An 18,178-nucleotide genomic window follows, 5' to 3' on the forward strand; every position below is an offset into this window, starting at 1 on the left:
ATGGTCACCCCGATTCCGCATCAATAATAGTCAAATAGTTGTTCTGTCATTTCCCACTCCGGATTCGATTCCAAAAAACGGATGGCTCTTCTGACTTCCCCCTCTGATGCTTCTTTCGAGGAAGCAACAGAAACGAGGGCTAGTGTCGTTCTTTGCCAAAGGTCTTGGTGATCGATTTCAGCGATGGAAACATTAAATTCATTTTTAACACGATCCGTCATCCTTTTTAAAACGGATCTCTTTTCTTTCAACGAATGGACATCGGGAATAAAGAATGTACACTCAGCATAGACAATCATGCCCGTTTAATTTCCTCCATTACAAAGGCTTCGAAAATGTCGCCTTCTTTAATATCATTGAAGTTCTTAACGGTAATTCCGCATTCATATCCTTTTGCCACTTCTTTAACATCGTCCTTGAAACGTTTCAACGTATCAAGCTCACCTTCAAAGATGACGATATTATCACGTAATACACGAACACCTGCATCACGTGTAATTTTTCCATCTGTTACATAACTTCCTGCGATTGTTCCGATTTTCGAGACTTTGAATGTTTCGCGAACTTCGGCCTGACCAATTACTTTTTCCTGATATTCAGGATCCAGTAGCCCCTTCATCGCAAATTCAATTTCCTCAATCACTTTATAAATAACACGATGCAATCGAATATCGACGCCTTCCTCTTCAGCGGCACGCTTAGCATTGACATCTGGACGCACATTAAACCCAATGACAATCGCATTTGATGCTGCAGCCAAGGAAATATCCGATTCATTAATCGCACCGGCACCTGTGTGGATGATCTTAACGTTAACGCCTTCCACCTCAATTTTCATTAAGGAAGCTGCCATAGCCTCAACAGTACCTTGAACATCGGCCTTGACAATAAGATTCAGTTCTTTCATTTCGCCTTGTTTCATTTGATCGAATAAGTTATCAAGTGTTACACGCGTTTTTTCGACACGTTGTTCCTGCAATGCTTCACCCGCACGAGATTCACCGATTTGTCGTGCTGTCTTTTCATCCTCGAAGACAACAAAACGATCGCCCGCCTGTGGCACATCACTTAAACCTGTAATTTCGACTGGTGTCGATGGACCAGCTTCCTTTACCCGGCGTCCCAAATCATTGATCATTGCACGCACTTTACCGAATGTATTTCCGACAACAATCGGATCTCCGATTCGAAGTGTTCCATCCTGAACGAGTAACGTCGCAACAGATCCACGACCACGGTCAAGCTGCGCTTCGATGACAGTACCTCTTGCACGGATGTTTTTGCTCGCTTTCAACTCACCGACTTCAGCGACTAATAATACCATTTCGAGCAATTGATCGATTCCTTCACCTTTCAGTGCAGAAATCGGTACAAAGATTGTATCTCCGCCCCAAGCTTCCGCAAGTAAGCCGTGTTCAGTCAACTCTTGCATAACACGATCAGGATTTGCAGATGGTTTATCCATCTTATTGACTGCTACTATGATTGGCACTTCTGCTGCCTTCGCGTGATTTATCGCTTCTACTGTCTGCGGCATTACACCGTCATCTGCTGCAACAACAAGAATTGTAATATCAGTAACCTTCGCTCCACGTGCACGCATTGTTGTAAAAGCAGCATGCCCTGGGGTATCAAGGAACGTTATTTTCTTACCTTCAACTTCGATCTGATATGCCCCGATATGCTGAGTAATACCACCTGCTTCGCCCTGTGTCACTTTTGTATCGCGAATGGAGTCTAACAGAGTTGTTTTACCATGGTCGACGTGACCCATTATCGTTACGACTGGTGGACGCTCAGTTTGAGTTTCCTCAACTACTTCATCCTCTTCGAAATAAATCTCAAGATCTGTTACATCAATGCGGATTTCTTCTTCCACTTCAACACCGTAATCAGCACAAATCAGCTCGATTGCATCCTTATCCAATTCTTGGTTAATGGTTGCCATAACACCAAGCATGAAGAGTTTTTTGATGATTTCAGAAGGCTCTCGACCAAGTTTGTTAGCAAGTTCACCAACGGAAAGGGATTCATAGAAAGTGATTTTTTCTGGTAGTGGTTTTTCCACTTTCGGCATTGGAGCTGGACGGTGTCTTCTACGTCCTTGGTTTATGCCCCGTGCTGGGGGTCTTCCACCACGGTTAGCTGGACGTCCGCCACCTTGCGCGCCTCCTTGGCCTTGACCCTGGCGTTGTTGACCTGTCGCAGGACGGTTGCCGCCTTGTGTACCTTGACCTTGGCGTTGTTGGCCAGTAGCCGGACGGTTGCCGCCTTGTGTACCTTGACCTTGACGTTGTTGGCCAGTAGCCGGACGGTTGCCGCCTTGTGTACCTTGACCTTGGCGTTGTTGACCTGTCGCAGGACGGTTGCCGCCTTGTGTACCTTGACCTTGGCGTTGTTGACCTGTCGCAGGACGGTTGCCACCTTGTGCACCTTGACCTTGGCGTTGTTGGCCAGTAGCCGGACGGTTGCCGCCTTGTGCACCTTGACCTTGACGTTGTTGGCCAGTAGCGGGACGGTTACCGCCTTGTGTACCTTGACCTTGGCGTTGTTGGCCTTGTGCATTTCCACTTGGCCTTGAAGAAGGCTTACGTTCATGCTGTCCTGTCGGCTTATCAGATGGAGTTGATCCGCCTTTACCAAATCTTTGGTCCAATTTAGATGTTGCATCCTTATCCAGCATAGACATATGGTTTGTTACATTCACATTTAATTTTCCAAGCTCCTCGATGACTTCTTTACTCGTCCGATTCACTTTTTTCGCGTATTCGTGTACACGTATCTTCGTCATTAGCCCACCCCCGGTTATATTCGTTGAGGAGCCCGGACAATTTTCCGGCAAAACCGGTATCCGTTAACGCGAGTACGACCCGCGACTCTTTTCCGATTGCATGGCCGAGAGCGTCTCTACTCCCAAACACATGCTTCTCAACGTTATAAAAATCACATTTATCATTTATTTTCTTCAATGTATTTTTTGAAGCATCCTCGGAAACAATCACTATCCGTGCGTTCCCTGCTCGTACTTCTTTTATGACGAGTTCTTCGCCTGTAATCAGTTTCCTGGCCCTTGCTGCCATCCCTAACAATTGGAAAACTTCTTTAGGATGTTTCATTTCAAAGCCTCACGACGGATTGCATGAAGAAGTTCTTCATATACTTCCTCTGGCACTGATGCTCCAAGCTGACTTTCAATCGACCTGTTGCGCTTGGCTGTTTCGACAGCCGCTTCAGTTTTCGAAACGTATGTACCACGTCCCGATTTTTTGCCTGTCAGATCGACTGAAACGTCCCCTTCTTTCGTGCGGACAATGCGAATCATTTCTTTCTTTGGTAACATTTCACCTGTCACAGCACATTTACGCAAAGGGACTTTCTTCTTGCTTGTCATGGGCAATCATCCTTTCAACTCAATTGTTTTCGTCAGTTTCTGAATATAAATCGATTTTTTCGTATTCAGATTCCTCTTCAGATTCGTTGTCGAAATATGGATCATCCACATACTCATCTTTTCCATTTTCGGTAACGACATATACACCATTTCCAAACGGACCTTCGGATGAATGGGTAGGCGGATAAATACCCAATTCTCTGGCATCCGTTTCGCTTTTAATATCAATTTTCCAACCTGTCAATTTAGCTGCAAGTCTGGCGTTCTGGCCACGTTTGCCAATTGCCAAGGAAAGTTGATAGTCCGGAACGACAACCCTTGTCGATCTTTCTTCTTCATTCACTTGCACATCTAACACTTTCGATGGACTTAATGCATTCGCGACAAAAACGACCGGATCTTCCGACCATTCCACGATGTCGATCTTTTCACCGTTTAGTTCGTTGGAGATAGATTGAACCCTAGCACCACGCGTTCCTACACATGAACCAACCGGGTCAACTTCATCATTTGTCGTGTGAACCGAAATTTTAGAACGGTCTCCCGCTTCTCTTGCAATCGATTTGATCTCAACTGTACCGTCATATATTTCAGGAACTTCCATTTCAAACAACCTACGCAAAAGACCTGGATGTGTACGAGATACAAATACTTGAGGTCCACGAGATGTACGCTCAACTTTGGTAATATACACTTTTATGCGATCATGCGGTTGGTAGGATTCCGTGGTGATCTGTTCGCTTGCTGGCAAGACCGCCTCCACTTTCCCTAATCCGACATATAGGTTTCTTGCGTCCAAACGCTCTACAATGCCATTGACAATGTCGTCTTCACGATCCACGTATTCATCATAGATTAAACCACGTTCGGCTTCACGCACACGTTGAGTAACTACTTGCTTAGCTGTTTGTGCAGCGATTCGGCCAAAATCTCGTGGAGTCACTTCTTCTTCAATGATATCACCCACTTCATATGCGGGATTAATGACTAAGGCGTCCTCTAAAGACATTTGAAGTCTTTCATCTTCAACTTCTTCAACTACATCTTTGCGTGCGTAAACTTTCATGGTTCCTTTATCTAAGTTCAAATCGACCCGCACATTTTGAGCTTGGTTGAAATTCCGTTTATAAGCCGTAACAAGGGCGGCCTCAATTGCTTCAACAATTACATCTCTTGAGATACCTTTCTGTTTTTCAAGAGCCGTCAATGCATCGAGTAGATCACTACTCATAATTAATCACTCCTATATTCAATTATGCGGAAAAATCAATCGCCAATCTTGCAAAAGCGATTTTTTCTTTGTGGATCTCGACTTGCAATTTTCTAGTCTTGATACGAATTTCAACTTCTGCGAATTCAGGACCGTAGGAAAGCAAGTACCCTTCAAATTCCTTCATGCCATTGATCGGTTCATATGTTTTTATAAAGACATATTGACCGACTGCCTTATAAAAGTCCTCTTCTTTTTTCAAAGGTCGTTCAGCACCTGGTGAAGATACTTCGAGGAAATAGTTTTGGGTGATGGGATCAGTCCGGTCAAGTTCTTCACTAAGTCTTTCGCTCACTTGTGCACATTGTTCAATATCGATATTCCCTTCCGGTGTATCGACATAAACCCGTAAAAACCAGTCTCTTCCTTCTTTCACAAATTCAATATCAACCAATTCCAACTCGAGTTCGCTCACAATCGGACTGACGAGTTTTTGGACTTCTTCTGTAATTTTACTCATCAAAACCCTCCCGAAATTTGATTTAAAAAAATTATTACTTACAGAACAACAGAAAAGAGCGGGAAACCCCACTCTTTTTACGCAAGACTTATAGCAAAAGTTGCTCCAATTGTAGCATTTATAGGGCATCATTGCAAATAATGTGCCATGTTACCCAAACTTAGCGTACCAATTGATCAAAATAATGATAATTGGTTCGAATCCGGCATGCCTTCCAAACAACCTAAAGAATCCATATATTCAATAACAGTTTTTGACACCCTGCCCCTTTGTTGCAAGTCTTCTTTCGACAAGAAGATTCCATCCTTACGAGCTTCAACAATTGTTCTCGCAACGTTAGTACCCAAAGAAGGGATAGAGTCAAATGGGGGGATCAGTTTGTTATCTTCAATAATGAATACGGAAGCATCTGATTTATATAAATCCGGTTTCGCAAACGAAAAACCTCGTTCTCCCATTTCCAATGCAATTTCAAGTACTGTCAACAGGTTCTTCTCTTTCGGGCTTGCCTCTAACCCTTTGTCATTGATTTCCTTTATTTTTGCACGCATAGAAGCTGTCCCTTTGGTCATTGTTAATAAATCATAATCTGTGGCTCGTACAGTGAAATAGGCGGCATAATACATAATTGGATGGTGCACTTTAAAATATGCAATCCTTAGTGCCATAAGAACGTAGGCGGCAGCATGTGCCTTTGGAAACATATATTTAATTTTCTTACAAGAATCGATATACCAGCCGGGAACGTTATTTGCCTTCATCTCATCCTCGAATTCGGGAGTCAGCCCTTTCCCTTTCCGAACAGATTCCATTATCTTAAATGCCATTGAAGGCTCCAAACCTTGATAAATAAGGTAAACCATTATATCGTCACGACACCCGATTACATCCGACAATTGACATATCTTATTTTGTATCAATTCCTGTGCATTCCCCAGCCAGACATCCGTCCCATGAGATAGCCCAGATATCTGGATTAGTTCAGAGAAGGTCGATGGCTTTGTTTCCTCTAACATCTGTCTAACAAAGCGTGTACCAAACTCAGGAACACCCAATGTACCTGTCTTACAGTCTATCTGTTCTTCAGTAACGCCTAAAGATGAGGTTCCACTGAAAAGCGCCATTACTCCTTCGTCGTCCGGCGGAATCGTTTTCGGATCGATGCCCGATAAGTCTTCAAGCATCTTAATCATCGTCGGATCATCATGCCCAAGTATGTCCAGTTTCAGTAAGTTGTTGTCAATTGAATGGAAGTCGAAATGTGTTGTCCGCCAGCTTGATGAAGTATCATCGGCTGGATATTGAATTGGAGAAAAGTCAAAAATCTCCATATTATCCGGTACAACGATGATTCCACCTGGATGTTGTCCTGTATTTCGTTTAACGCCAGTACAACCTTGAACCAACCGGTCAATTTCCGCTCCTCTTAAATGGAGATTATTATCATTCATATATCCCCTGACATATCCATATGCAGTCTTTTCAGCAACTGTACCAATGGTTCCTGCCCGATACACATAGTCTTCACCAAATAGTTCCTTCGTGTAGTTATGCGCATGCGCTTGGTATTCCCCACTGAAGTTCAAATCGATATCGGGGACTTTATCTCCGTTAAAGCCAAGGAAAGTTTCGAACGGGATGTCTTGTCCATCCTTTTTGAACATTGTTCCGCAGGAAGGACACGCCTTGTCCGGCAAGTCAAAACCGGAACCAACAGAACCATCCGAGAAGAATTCGGATACTTTACATGATGGACATACATAATGTGGCGGCATCGGGTTCACTTCGGTAATTTCCATCATCGTTGCAACGAGTGAAGAGCCTACTGATCCACGTGAACCAACAAGATAGCCATCGTCCAAAGACTTTTTAACAAGCTTATGTGAAATCAGATAGATGACCGCAAATCCATTGTCGATGATCGATTTCAATTCTTTTTCAATTCGCGCCTCAATGATTTCGGGCAGTTGTTCACCATAAATATGACGGGCCATCGAATAAGTAAGTTCACGAACATCTTCATCCGCTCCCTCAATGGCTGGAGTGTAAAGATCGTCTTTGATAACTTTTACATCACCAATCCGATCGGCAATCGCTTGAGGATTATCAATGACAATTTGTTCTGCAGTTTCATTGCCCAAGAACGAAAAATGCTCCAACATTTCATCAGTTGTTCTAAAATGAACTTCTGGCAGCACATGCCGATTCATCGGGTTTGCTCCCCCCTGAGATCGAACAAGCACTTGTCGATAAATGGCATCCGTTTCGTCAATATAATGAACGTTACCAGTCGCACATACCGGAAGACCGACCTTTTTTCCAAGTTTAATCATCTTCCGCATAATATCTTCGAGATTCCACTCATCCCGTATAAGTTCTAACTCTATCAGATGCGAATAAACCGGTTTCGGATGCAATTCAAGGTAATCATAAAATTGAGCAATTTCCTCAACTTCCTCCATCGATTTTTGCATTAGGCCTTCAAAGACTTCTCCTTTATCACAACCCGATCCAACTAATAGCCCTTGTCTATGTTTTATTAATAAGGAACGTGGGATCCTTGGTACTCGGTAGAAATAATTCATGTGAGAAATCGAAACCAATTTAAATAGGTTCTTCAGTCCTTCATCATCAATTGCAAGTAGCGTACAATGTGAAGGCCTTGACCGTTTATATGCATCGCCTTCGCCAATATTTTTGTTGAAATCATCAAGATATACAATGCCTTTCTCTTCGGCATCTTTCATAAGGCGAATGAAAAGATAAGCCGTCGCTTCTGTATCATAGATAGCGCGGTGATGCTGGGTCAGCTCTATATCGAATTTTTTTGCCAATGTATTCAATCTATGATTCCGTAATTCAGGATACAAAAATCGGGATAGTTCAAGCGTATCAATTGTTGGAAAGTTCCTATCATGCAAGCCGGCTTTTTTACTTGCTTCATAAAAGAAGCCCATATCAAAAGATGCATTATGGGCAACTAAAATTGAGTCACCGATAAATTCTTTGAAATCCCTAATGACTTCGGATACTTCTGGAGCATCTTTCACCATATCATCCGTTATGCCGGTAAGGTCAGTCGTCGTGGAGGATAATGGATGATGCGGATTTGCAAATCGTTCAAATCTATCTTTTATTTCCCCATTCACCACTCTAACTGCCGCTAGTTCGATAATTGTGTCATACACAGCGGATAGACCAGTAGTCTCCACGTCGAAGACGACATACGTTTCCTCTTCAAGTAAACGATGTTCTTCATCGTAAACAATTGGAACACCGTCATCTACAAGATTAGCCTCTAAGCCGAACAATACTTTTACACCGTGTTTTTTACCGGCGGCATACGCTTCAGGAAATGATTGAACATTTGCATGATCAGTAATGGCAATTGCCGGGTGACCCCATTTTGCAGCCTGCGCAACTAAATTCGAAGCAGAAGTTATAGCATCCATCTGGCTCATATTTGTATGAGCATGTAATTCGATCCGTTTTCGATTTTCCGATGCATTGTCCTTCCGGATAACCGGTGCTACTTCCATGATATCTTGTGCCATCATAATGAGATCTCTTACAAAAGTATCATTTTGGATGCTTCCCCGGGCGCGAACCCAAGAGCCTTTTTTCAGTGTTTTCATGAGCTCCGCATCTTCATTATCTCTTGAAAACATTTTAACTAGTATGGAATCGGTGTAATCGGTAACTTTGATGGTGAGCAATGAACGTCCACTTCTCAGTTCCCTTACATCCGTATCGAAAACATAACCTTCGATTGTGACTCGTCTTTCTTCATCCTGAATTGTTTGAATATCAATTAACGGTTCATCCGGTTTAATAGGCACACCTAATACGAATGGCCTGTTTCCAACATCTCCATTTTCTCTTTTCGTTGCCTCTAATTTTTGAAGGTTTGCTAAAGCATTCCTGGCAAAAGCTTCTTCTTCCGCTTCCTTTTGGGCAATGAAGGCCAACCGCTCCGCTTCACTACTTTCGGCCTCTTCTTCGGTGATTGAGAATTCAATTGCCATTGCCGGGAAACCGAAAGACTCATAAACTTCGGTGATCAGACGACTATATTTACTTTTCAATGTCTGTTGTTCAAAATCATTAATGCAAATCAGTCTTATCTTTTCACCGACCATCACCGGTTGCTGTCCAATGAGGCGTTCCCGAATCGGTGGAGACATATCTCTCATCTCTTCGATAACGTACGGCCAATACCCAATGATATTATCAGGATTCCATTCGGGATGGTTTGTACTAATTTTAAGGCGGATTGTAGCAATGGATTTAAAGGCTTCCTGTAACTTATGCTGGAATAGCTGAAATACTTGTAAAGGCAATGTCTTATCAAGTCGTATATTGAATTGCCAAATCCTTGACTTTCGGTGAATATCGACTCGTTCAAGTGTTGCATGTTCAAAGTGTACGATTGTTTGATCATCAGACATTCCAATTTGCTGCAATAGAGTGAGCATTTTCACTTTAGCATCCATATGTATCCCCCCTTGTTTTACAGTGAAAAGGGAAGCGTCGCAATTTCCGACCTCCCCCTTACACTTTACTTTAATTAAAAAATGATTGTAGTTTTTCGGTTAGTTCTTCTTTTTGCCATTCGACTGTTTCACCGGTTTCTCGGAATTTAACCTCTACAATTCCATCCTTTGCCAACTTACCGACAGTAATACGGATGGGCAAACCGATGAGGTCGGCGTCCGCAAATTTAACACCCGCCCTCTCATCTCTGTCATCATGAAGGATATCATAGCGATAGGTTTTCAGAAGGTGATAAAGATCGTTAGATAAATTTGTTTGAATTTCATCGTTCATATTGATTGTAATCAGATGAATATCATATGGCGCAAGTTTTTTCGGCCACTTCAATCCATTGGCATCATTGTATTGTTCTGCAATTGACGCTAAAATTCGAGACACCCCAATTGCATAAGAACCCATTAGAAAATGCTGGTAATTTCCATCTTCACCAAGAAAGGATGCTTTCATCGCTTCACTATAAGTGTCGCCTATTTTAACTAAATGACCAAGTTCGATTCCTTTTGCAAAACGGATTGTTCCATTTCCATCTGGCGAACGGTCACCTTCTTTTATGAATCTTAAGTCTAAATAATTATCAATGGCGAAGTCTCGTTCTGGATTAACATTTATAAAATGGAAGCCGTTCTCATTGGCTCCGCAAATCCCGTTAACTATTTCCATCACAGCATTATCGGCAAAGACTTTAATATCAAGTGGTAATTTAACGGGACCTATCGAGCCAACTTTGCATGAAAGTGCTTTTTCGATTTCATCCTCAGAGGCAAGATTTAAAACATTAACGTCTAAAGCTTTTCTAAGTTTCGTCTCATTAATTTCATGATCTCCACGTATTAGCACAGCAATCATATTGCCATCTGCGTGGAAGATGATTGTCTTGATGATGTTTGATGGGTCGACATTAAAGAAAGATGCAACTTCTGCAATTGTTTTATGGTCGGCAGTTTCGACCTTCTCCAACTCTATCATTGATCCTTTTGGCTTGGTATAGTCACTATGGACTTCTGCCATTTCGATATTAGCTGCGTATGGTGAAGAATCACTAAGTGCAATTGTAGCTTCCCCTATTTCTGATAAAGCCACGAACTCATGTGATTTCCCACCCCGAACTGATCCACTATCAGCTAAGACGGCACGAAACTCCAAACCGAGCCTCGAAAAAATCCTCGAATAAGCTTCCATCATTTCACGATATTTTTCTTCAAGGCTGTCATCGGTAGAGTGAAACGAATAGGCGTCCTTCATGATAAATTCCCTGCCGCGTAGCAATCCGAATCTTGGTCGTTTCTCATCCCTGAACTTCGTTTGAATCTGATACATGGTCAGTGGCAACTTTTTATAGGTTTTCACCTCATCACCAACAAGTGATGTAATCACTTCCTCATGAGTTGGTGCTAATGCCATTTGCCGATCATGTCGATCACTTAAAGAAAATAATTCAGAACCATATGTTTGCCATCTTCCTGTTTCTTCCCAAAGGTCAGCTTGTTGTAGCGTCGGTAAGTAAACCTCGACTGCTTCGATTGCATTCATTTCTTCACGGATGATGTTCTCGATTTTTCTTAACACTTTTTGTGCTAATGGTAAATATGAATAGACCCCGCTCATATGATGCCGGATATAACCGGCTCTAAGTAGCAGTTGATGGGAGATGATTTCAACGTCGCTGGGTATTTCACGAATAGTTGGGATGAATGTCCGTGATTGTTTCATGAAAGATTTCACCTCGGATTGTAAGAAATGCTGAAGGCGCTTGCTCAAATGCGACAGGCATAAGGCGAAGATGCGTAGTGGCGTCCTTTGCCACATAGCATCTTTGACTTATGTCCCGAGCGTTTAGCGCCTGAAGCTGGACAGTAAATTAGTCCAGGTTAGTTAAAAGAAGAATCTTTGTATATCGTTCCAGGTGACGACTAGCATTAGGACCATTAGTAGCATGATTCCTACAAAATGGACCATGCCTTCTTTTTGCTTATCGACCGGTTTACCTCGTAAGCCTTCAAATAGGAAGAACAACAATCTTCCTCCGTCAAGTGCTGGAAGAGGTAAAAGGTTCATGATTCCTAAATTAATACTTAGGACAGCAGCCCAATTCATAAGCGAGAAAACGCCAAATTGTGCAACTTCCTCTGTTGCTTTATAAATTCCAACGGGGCCGCTTAAGGCTTCAATTGTAAATTTACCTGTCACGAGCATACCCAAAAGTTCAAAAATGCGTTTAGTCCAAGTATATGTTTGCTCTGCCCCGAAAGTGAACGCCTTCAACGGGTTCTTTTCTAATGGAGGATCATACATTACACCGATTTGGCCAACTTTCTGACCTGCTTCATTCTCAACTGTATCGGGAGTAACTGTAAACGTAACGAGATCACCGCCACGCTCTACTTTCAATTGAATTTTCTCGCCGCCACTGCTTTTTACAATATCAGTAAATCCAGTCCAAGTCTCAACAGGTACCCCATCAACTTCCTTAACGAAATCACCAGCTTCCATTCCGGCGGAGTACGCTGGACTGTTGCTGATAACTTCACTAATAATGGGTTCATTAGTAGGAATGCCATGTAGAAGACCTATTGCTAGAAAGATAAAGAATGCAAGGATGAAATTGAAAAGGGGACCTGCAAAAATAGCCATAGCCCTGCTGCCTAAAGGCTTCGAATCAAATTGTCGATCATAGGGCGCTATTATAGTCTCCTGCCCCTTTTCATAAATAACTGCATTTCTGGAAACGTTATACTTAACTAGATTTCCGTCCTCATCATATCCCTCGATGAATAACCCTTTACTCAAATCTGCTCTTTCAGTTTCGATGAAAAGGACATTCGGATTAGAAACTTCTTGGTTTAAATAGATCTTCTCAACTTCATCTTCATTATTTATAATGAGGCCAACTCGATAACCGGGTTGTAATTCAACAGTATCAAAATCCTCGCCGGCCATCCTGACGTACCCACCAAGAGGCAGAAGTCGGATTGTGTAAAGCGTCTCATTCTTTCTAAGCGCTAATATTTTTGGTCCGAATCCAATCGCAAATTCACGAACCATGATTCCAGCCTTTTTTGCAAATAGGAAATGACCTAATTCATGAAAAAAGACGAGCGAACCAAATATGATTATAAACGCAATTACGGTTTCCATAAAAAACCACCTTAACTGGCTTTTAAAGCCGTTTTATGAATCATTTTACCTTATCATACACCATTTTTCGGGTCAGGGAATCGATTTCCAGTATCGTATCCAAATCGGGGGATGTAATTTTTTCGTGCTGATCCATCATTCTTTCAACGATTTCCTCAATTTCAAGGAAAGGAATTTCACCTTTCATGAAAAGCTCAACAGCGACTTCATTTGCCGCATTCATTACGGTCGGCATCGTACCGCCTTCCCTACCTGCAGCGTAAGCAAGCGCAAGTGCTTTATATCGTTCCAAATCCATTTTTTCAAAATGCAAGGTTCCAATCTCCTCAAGTCTGAGTGGTTTTGCATTTTGCATTGGAATCCTATCAGGATAAGTCATTGCATATTGAATTGGAACACGCATATCCGGGGAACCCAACTGGGCGATCATGCTCGTATCCTCAAATTCAACAATTGAATGGATTATGCTCTCTTTATGGAGAAGACAATCAATTCTTTCATACGGCATATTGAATAGATGATGAGCCTCTATCACCTCAAGTCCCTTATTCATCATCGTTGCCGAGTCAATCGTCAATTTGTTTCCCATTGACCAATTGGGATGCGCTAATGCCTGCTGTACGGTTACATCTTTTAACTGTTTCCGCGACAAATCCCTGAAACTGCCTCCAGATGCTGTAAGAATTAAACGTGATACCCGTTTTGGATCTTCTCCATTCATAGATTGAAACAGTGCAGAATGCTCGCTATCTACAGGCAAAAGTGCAACATTTCTCTTTTTAGCTTCTGTCATGACAATGTCTCCTGCAGCCACCAATGTTTCTTTGTTAGAAATAGCTATTGTTATTCCTTCTTTAATTGCCTCCATTGTCGGTTCCAATCCAACACTACCAATAACCGCATTGACAAGCATGTCCGCGTTCGAATGGGCAGCAACAAGAATCAGGCCCTCTTTTCCATGAACGAATTTCGTTTTAGGGAATTCAGCTTGTAAAACATTCGCGTCAGTTGAATTCATTACTGAAACGATTTCGGGCTGAAACTCCTTTGTGATTTCTCTCACTTTAGTAATATTCATCCCGGCTGAAAAAGATACGAGCTTAAATTTTTCACGGTTTGAATGAATAATATCAAGGGTCTGTGTACCGATTGAACCAGTAGCTCCAAGCAGACTAATTTTTTTCACCATTATGAACTACATCCTTTCCTTTTAACCGACAAGATGAAGAAAATGTATGAGTGGCAATACGAAAAGGAGACTATCAAATCTATCAAGAATTCCACCATGACCTGGTAAAAGATTTCCTGAATCCTTCACTGCAAAATGCCTCTTCAATGCAGATTCAACCAAATCCCCCAACTGTCCAACAATTGAGGCGATTATCGTAACAATAGTTAACATGAAATAAGAAGGTGCTATCGGATAAAACAACTGGAATACAAACGCAAATAATACAGCACAAAGAATCCCACCAAGAAACCCTTCTACTGTCTTATTAGGGGAAATCTCCGGCCATAACTTTCGTTTTCCAATTTTTCTTCCCGTAAAATATGCACCTGAGTCGGTCGTCCATATTACTAATAATGCATAGAATACATATTCAAATCCGTAAAATCGAGTTTCAATCAAGAAGTAAAAACCAATGCCAAGGTATAAGGCACTAAACGCAGTAAATGCTGCATGTTCAAAAGTAAAACGATTTTTTGAGATTACTGTATAAATCAATAGAATGAGTATAAATGCGAATAACAATTCCATTTTTGTGTAACTCGTTAGTTGTAGTACATCCTTCGTCCATGTCGAAGGCATTAATAGGATAGCGAGCATAATCCATGTAAGGATCCCTTCCACTGAAAATATGCGAATGTTTTTCATGCGAAGCAACTCGAATAAGCCTATTGAAGCGAGTGTATAAATGGCTAGTGTAAATGGAAGGCCACCGATGATGACAAGTGGAAAAAAAACTGCTAATGCGATGATTGCTGTGATTATTCTCTGTTTCAAACTTCATTATCTCCTTCCACATTCCCAAATCGTCTATTACGCATTTGGAATTCCTCAATAGCATTTAGCATACATGATTCATCAAAATCTGGCCAAAGAACATCTGTGAACGAGAATTCCGAATAGGCAAGCTGCCACAGCATGAAATTCGACAATCTTACTTCTCCACTTGTTCGAATCAGTAAATCCGGTTCAGGCAAATGCGAGGTCATTAAATGCGACTCAATAAGGGTTTCATTAATATCGTCTATTGATAGTTGTTTGGTTGCCGCCATTTGGACAATTTCCTTTACCGACTCAACAATTTCAAGCCGGCTTCCATAATTCATAGCGAAATTTAGTATAAGGCCAGTATTCATTGAAGTAGCTTCTACAGCTTTCATAATAGCCTCTTTTGTATGGGGCGGCAAAGCATCAAAATTACCGATTGTTTCCACCTTAACATTCTGCTCAACCAATTCCGGTAAATATGTAGTTAAAAACTCTCCAGGAAGCTTCATTAGAAAATCTATTTCCATTTTTGGACGTTTCCAGTTTTCGGTTGAAAATGCATAAAGAGTTAAAACTTTTATGCCAATATCATTCGCTATTCGGGTAATTTTACGAACTGTTTTCATTCCTTCATGATGACCGGCAATTCGCGGTAAACTGCGTTGTTTTGCCCATCTGCCATTCCCATCCATAATGATGGCGACGTGTGAAGGTATTGTCCTCTTTTTCACATTTTTAAGCCTGTCGGAAATTGACAATTCGATTCCTTTAGTTTTTTTTCGCAACAGTTTTTCTAACATTCCGTTTCCTCCACTCGCCTGCTTCTTGAGCAAGTACCTAGTCTATCGTATCAAATCGGCCAGCAAATTTCATTAAAACAAGCGAACGTTTCGATGAAATTTAAGTATCATCTGTTAAAGACTATGCGTGCCTACTAATATTATTTATATTTCTTTCCTTTTCCTCTAAAATTCGGTCAGAAAAAAGGCGTCCTGAGAATAGGACGCCCGGGCATATAGAAAGTTCTTCGATCAGATTTCCATAATTTCATTTTCTTTTGCTTTAGAAATCCCATCAATCTTTTCGATGTACGAATCAGTAAGTTTTTGAATTTCATCGCCTTCGCGACGCAACTCATCCTCAGTGATTTCACCGTCTTTTTCCAACTTCTTTAATTCGTCATTTGCATCTCTTCGCACATTACGAATTGCGATTTTGGAATCTTCCGCTTCTCTTTTAACTTCTTTCACCAATTCCTTACGACGTTCTTCCGTCAAAGCGGGAACAGCCAAGCGGATTACAGAACCATCATTGGATGGAGTGATTCCGATATCTGATTTCAAAATCGCCTTTTCGATATCCCCAATTGTCGTTTTGTCATAAGGCTGTATGACCATTAGCCTTGCCTCAGGCACCGAGATACCCGCCATTTGGTTTAATGGCGTTGGTGCACCATAGTAAAGAACAGTAATACGATCAAGCAGTGATGCGCTTGCCCGTCCAGCACGAATTGAAGCCAATTGTCTAGTAAATGCTCCAATTGCTTTTTCCATTTTGTCCTTCGTTTGGTCCATAAGTTCTTTTGGCATTACCCATTCCTCCTCACAACCGTACCAATCGGTTCCCCTAATACGGCCTTTTTTATATTTCCATTATCCATTATTGAGAATACTACGAGAGGGATATCGTTGTCCATACATAGGGTTGAAGCTGTGGAATCCATTACTTCAAGTCCTTGGCTAATTACTTCCAAATATGTCAAATCCGTGTATTTCACTGCAGTTTTATCTTTCATTGGATCAGCGGAATAGACACCATCGACATTGTTTTTCGCCATTAGAATGACATCGGCTTCGATTTCAGCCGCTCTTAGTGCTGCAGTCGTATCTGTTGAGAAATAAGGATTCCCTGTGCCAGCAGCAAAGATGACGACGCGCTTCTTTTCAAGATGACGAATTGCTTTTCTCCGTATATACGGTTCGGCTACTTGGCGCATTTCGATAGATGATGATACACGTGTTTCAACGCCTAATTTTTCAAGAGCGTCTTGTAAAGCCAATGAATTCATGACAGTGGCAAGCATGCCCATGTAATCAGCGGTCGTGCGGTCCATTCCCATCTCACTGCCGATCTTTCCGCGCCAGATATTTCCTCCGCCAACAACGACTGCCACCTCTACACCAAGGTCCGTGACATCTTTTACTTGTGCTGCTACGGTTTTTATGATTTCAGGCGATAATCCGAATCCCTTTTCCCCTGCGAGTGCTTCACCGCTAAGTTTCAAGACAATTCTTTTGTATTTTGGGACGCTCATATGTACCCTCCGTCTATAATTTTCTTTAAAAATAGGGAACACAAAGTTGTGTCCCCTAAATTATTTTGTATTCATAAAATGTGAATTAGTTACCTTTAACTTGGCTCATAACTTCTTCAGCAAAGTTATCTTCACGTTTTTCGATACCTTCACCAACAGCATAGCGAACGAATTCTTTCAAAGAGCCGTTAGTGGACTTAACAAAGTCACGGACTTTTTGATCGGAATTTTTAACGAATGCTTGATCAAGAACACAAATTTCTTCGAAATATTTACCAAGACGGCCTTCAACCATTTTCGCAACGATATTTTCTGGCTTGCCTTCGTTCAACGCTTGCTCAGTAAGTACTTTACGCTCGCGCTCAACTTCCTCTTCTGATACTTCATCACGTGAAATGTATTTAGGGTTCAATGCAGCAATATGCATTGCAACGTCTTTTGCAGCATCAGCGTCTGTTGTGCCTTCAAGGATTGTCAACACAGCAATACGTCCGCCCATATGAAGATATGGTCCGAATGCATCGTTATCTGTTTTTGTTTTCAATTCAAAGCGGCGAAGAGTGATTTTCTCTCCGATTTTTGAAACAGCGTTAGAAATATGGTCAGCGACTGTAAGACCGTTTTCCATTTTAGATTCGTTAGCTTCTTCGATTGTAGCTGGTTTTGCAGCAAGAAGGTGTTCTCCAAGTTCTTTAACAAGTGTTTGGAATCCTTCGTTTTTCGCAACAAAGTCTGTTTCAGCGTTTACTTCAAAGATAACAGCTTCGTTTCCGTTAACAAGGATTTCAGTTGTACCTTCTGCTGCAATGCGGTCAGCCTTTTTCGCTGCGCTGGATAGACCTTTTTCACGTAGGAAGTCAACAGCTGCGTCCATATCACCATTTACTTCAGTAAGCGCTTTTTTGCAGTCCATCATACCTGCGCCAGTTTTTTCACGTAGTTCTTTTACCATTTGTGCTGTAATTGCCATTATAATTTCCTCCTGTATGAGTGATTTGTGACGACAATACTCTTTCTTGTTCAACAGTATTGTTAACCTTTCGACGTGTTTCACACTA

At 41.7% G+C, this 18,178-nt stretch carries 15 protein-coding genes; all 15 read right to left on the bottom strand.

Going from position 1 to position 18,178, the window contains the following annotated elements; translation table 11 throughout:
* Nucleotides 1-20: 20 nt before the first annotated feature.
* Nucleotides 21-299, bottom strand: a complete 279-nt coding sequence (locus tag P5G49_RS07980; RefSeq protein ID WP_301242968.1) for a DUF503 domain-containing protein — start codon at nt 297-299, stop codon at nt 21-23.
* On the bottom strand, nt 296-2,791 hold the full coding sequence (infB, locus tag P5G49_RS07985) for a translation initiation factor IF-2 (RefSeq protein ID WP_301242969.1): 2,496 nt from the start codon (nt 2,789-2,791) through the stop codon (nt 296-298). The genes P5G49_RS07980 and infB overlap by 4 nt, the downstream gene beginning before the upstream one ends.
* Complete coding sequence (locus P5G49_RS07990) at nt 2,739-3,116, bottom strand: YlxQ family RNA-binding protein (protein ID WP_301242970.1); 378 nt, start codon at nt 3,114-3,116, stop codon at nt 2,739-2,741. The genes infB and P5G49_RS07990 overlap by 53 nt, the downstream gene beginning before the upstream one ends.
* A complete protein-coding gene (gene rnpM / locus P5G49_RS07995) occupies nt 3,113-3,391 on the bottom strand; it encodes an RNase P modulator RnpM (protein ID WP_301242971.1) in 279 nt (92 codons plus the stop codon). The genes P5G49_RS07990 and rnpM overlap by 4 nt, the downstream gene beginning before the upstream one ends.
* Nucleotides 3,392-3,410: 19 nt before the next feature.
* Nucleotides 3,411-4,622 (bottom strand): transcription termination factor NusA, encoded by a 1,212-nt coding sequence (gene nusA / locus P5G49_RS08000; protein ID WP_301242972.1) that lies wholly within the window; start codon nt 4,620-4,622, stop codon nt 3,411-3,413.
* A gap of 22 nt (nt 4,623-4,644) precedes the next feature.
* On the bottom strand, nt 4,645-5,121 hold the full coding sequence (rimP, locus tag P5G49_RS08005) for a ribosome maturation factor RimP (RefSeq protein WP_301242973.1): 477 nt from the start codon (nt 5,119-5,121) through the stop codon (nt 4,645-4,647).
* Between the two features lie 176 nt (nt 5,122-5,297).
* Nucleotides 5,298-9,614, bottom strand: a complete 4,317-nt coding sequence (locus tag P5G49_RS08010; RefSeq protein WP_301242974.1) for a PolC-type DNA polymerase III — start codon at nt 9,612-9,614, stop codon at nt 5,298-5,300.
* Between the two features lie 70 nt (nt 9,615-9,684).
* A complete protein-coding gene (locus P5G49_RS08015; protein ID WP_301242975.1) occupies nt 9,685-11,385 on the bottom strand; it encodes a proline--tRNA ligase in 1,701 nt (566 codons plus the stop codon).
* A gap of 162 nt (nt 11,386-11,547) precedes the next feature.
* On the bottom strand, nt 11,548-12,810 hold the full coding sequence (gene rseP / locus P5G49_RS08020; protein WP_301242976.1) for an RIP metalloprotease RseP: 1,263 nt from the start codon (nt 12,808-12,810) through the stop codon (nt 11,548-11,550).
* A 40-nt stretch (nt 12,811-12,850) separates the two neighbouring features.
* Nucleotides 12,851-13,996, bottom strand: a complete 1,146-nt coding sequence (locus P5G49_RS08025; RefSeq protein WP_301243118.1) for a 1-deoxy-D-xylulose-5-phosphate reductoisomerase — start codon at nt 13,994-13,996, stop codon at nt 12,851-12,853.
* A gap of 24 nt (nt 13,997-14,020) precedes the next feature.
* On the bottom strand, nt 14,021-14,815 hold the full coding sequence (locus P5G49_RS08030; RefSeq protein ID WP_301242977.1) for a phosphatidate cytidylyltransferase: 795 nt from the start codon (nt 14,813-14,815) through the stop codon (nt 14,021-14,023).
* Nucleotides 14,812-15,606: an undecaprenyl pyrophosphate synthase gene (uppS, locus tag P5G49_RS08035; RefSeq protein WP_301242978.1), complete on the bottom strand. Its 795-nt coding sequence runs from the start codon at nt 15,604-15,606 to the stop codon at nt 14,812-14,814. Before uppS ends, P5G49_RS08030 begins: the two co-directional genes overlap by 4 nt.
* Nucleotides 15,607-15,837: 231 nt before the next feature.
* Entirely contained in the window at nt 15,838-16,395 is a 558-nt protein-coding gene (gene frr, locus P5G49_RS08040) for a ribosome recycling factor (protein WP_301242979.1), read from the bottom strand.
* Nucleotides 16,395-17,120 carry a UMP kinase gene (pyrH, locus tag P5G49_RS08045; RefSeq protein WP_301242980.1) on the bottom strand — a complete coding sequence of 242 codons (726 nt, stop codon included), beginning with the start codon at nt 17,118-17,120 and terminating at the stop codon, nt 16,395-16,397. Before pyrH ends, frr begins: the two co-directional genes overlap by 1 nt.
* Before the next feature lie 85 nt (nt 17,121-17,205).
* On the bottom strand, nt 17,206-18,090 hold the full coding sequence (tsf, locus tag P5G49_RS08050) for a translation elongation factor Ts (RefSeq protein WP_301242981.1): 885 nt from the start codon (nt 18,088-18,090) through the stop codon (nt 17,206-17,208).
* Between the last annotated feature and the right edge of the window lie 88 nt (nt 18,091-18,178).

Origin of the sequence: Sporosarcina highlanderae (genome assembly GCF_030433715.1) — a bacterium.
Lineage (GTDB): Bacteria > Bacillota > Bacilli > Bacillales_A > Planococcaceae > Sporosarcina > Sporosarcina highlanderae.

Coding starts and splice junctions, on each gene's coding strand:
- uppS (WP_301242978.1), bottom strand. CDS start 15,606: ATGTTAGAAAAACTGTTGCGAAAAAAAACTAAAGGAATCGAATTGTCA.
- P5G49_RS07990 (WP_301242970.1), bottom strand. CDS start 3,116: ATGAAACATCCTAAAGAAGTTTTCCAATTGTTAGGGATGGCAGCAAGG.
- rimP (WP_301242973.1), bottom strand. CDS start 5,121: ATGAGTAAAATTACAGAAGAAGTCCAAAAACTCGTCAGTCCGATTGTG.
- tsf (WP_301242981.1), bottom strand. CDS start 18,090: ATGGCAATTACAGCACAAATGGTAAAAGAACTACGTGAAAAAACTGGC.
- rnpM (WP_301242971.1), bottom strand. CDS start 3,391: ATGACAAGCAAGAAGAAAGTCCCTTTGCGTAAATGTGCTGTGACAGGT.
- P5G49_RS08015 (WP_301242975.1), bottom strand. CDS start 11,385: ATGAAACAATCACGGACATTCATCCCAACTATTCGTGAAATACCCAGC.
- P5G49_RS07980 (WP_301242968.1), bottom strand. CDS start 299: ATGATTGTCTATGCTGAGTGTACATTCTTTATTCCCGATGTCCATTCG.
- P5G49_RS08010 (WP_301242974.1), bottom strand. CDS start 9,614: ATGGATGCTAAAGTGAAAATGCTCACTCTATTGCAGCAAATTGGAATG.
- frr (WP_301242979.1), bottom strand. CDS start 16,395: ATGCCAAAAGAACTTATGGACCAAACGAAGGACAAAATGGAAAAAGCA.
- pyrH (WP_301242980.1), bottom strand. CDS start 17,120: ATGAGCGTCCCAAAATACAAAAGAATTGTCTTGAAACTTAGCGGTGAA.
- nusA (WP_301242972.1), bottom strand. CDS start 4,622: ATGAGTAGTGATCTACTCGATGCATTGACGGCTCTTGAAAAACAGAAA.
- rseP (WP_301242976.1), bottom strand. CDS start 12,810: ATGGAAACCGTAATTGCGTTTATAATCATATTTGGTTCGCTCGTCTTT.
- infB (WP_301242969.1), bottom strand. CDS start 2,791: ATGACGAAGATACGTGTACACGAATACGCGAAAAAAGTGAATCGGACG.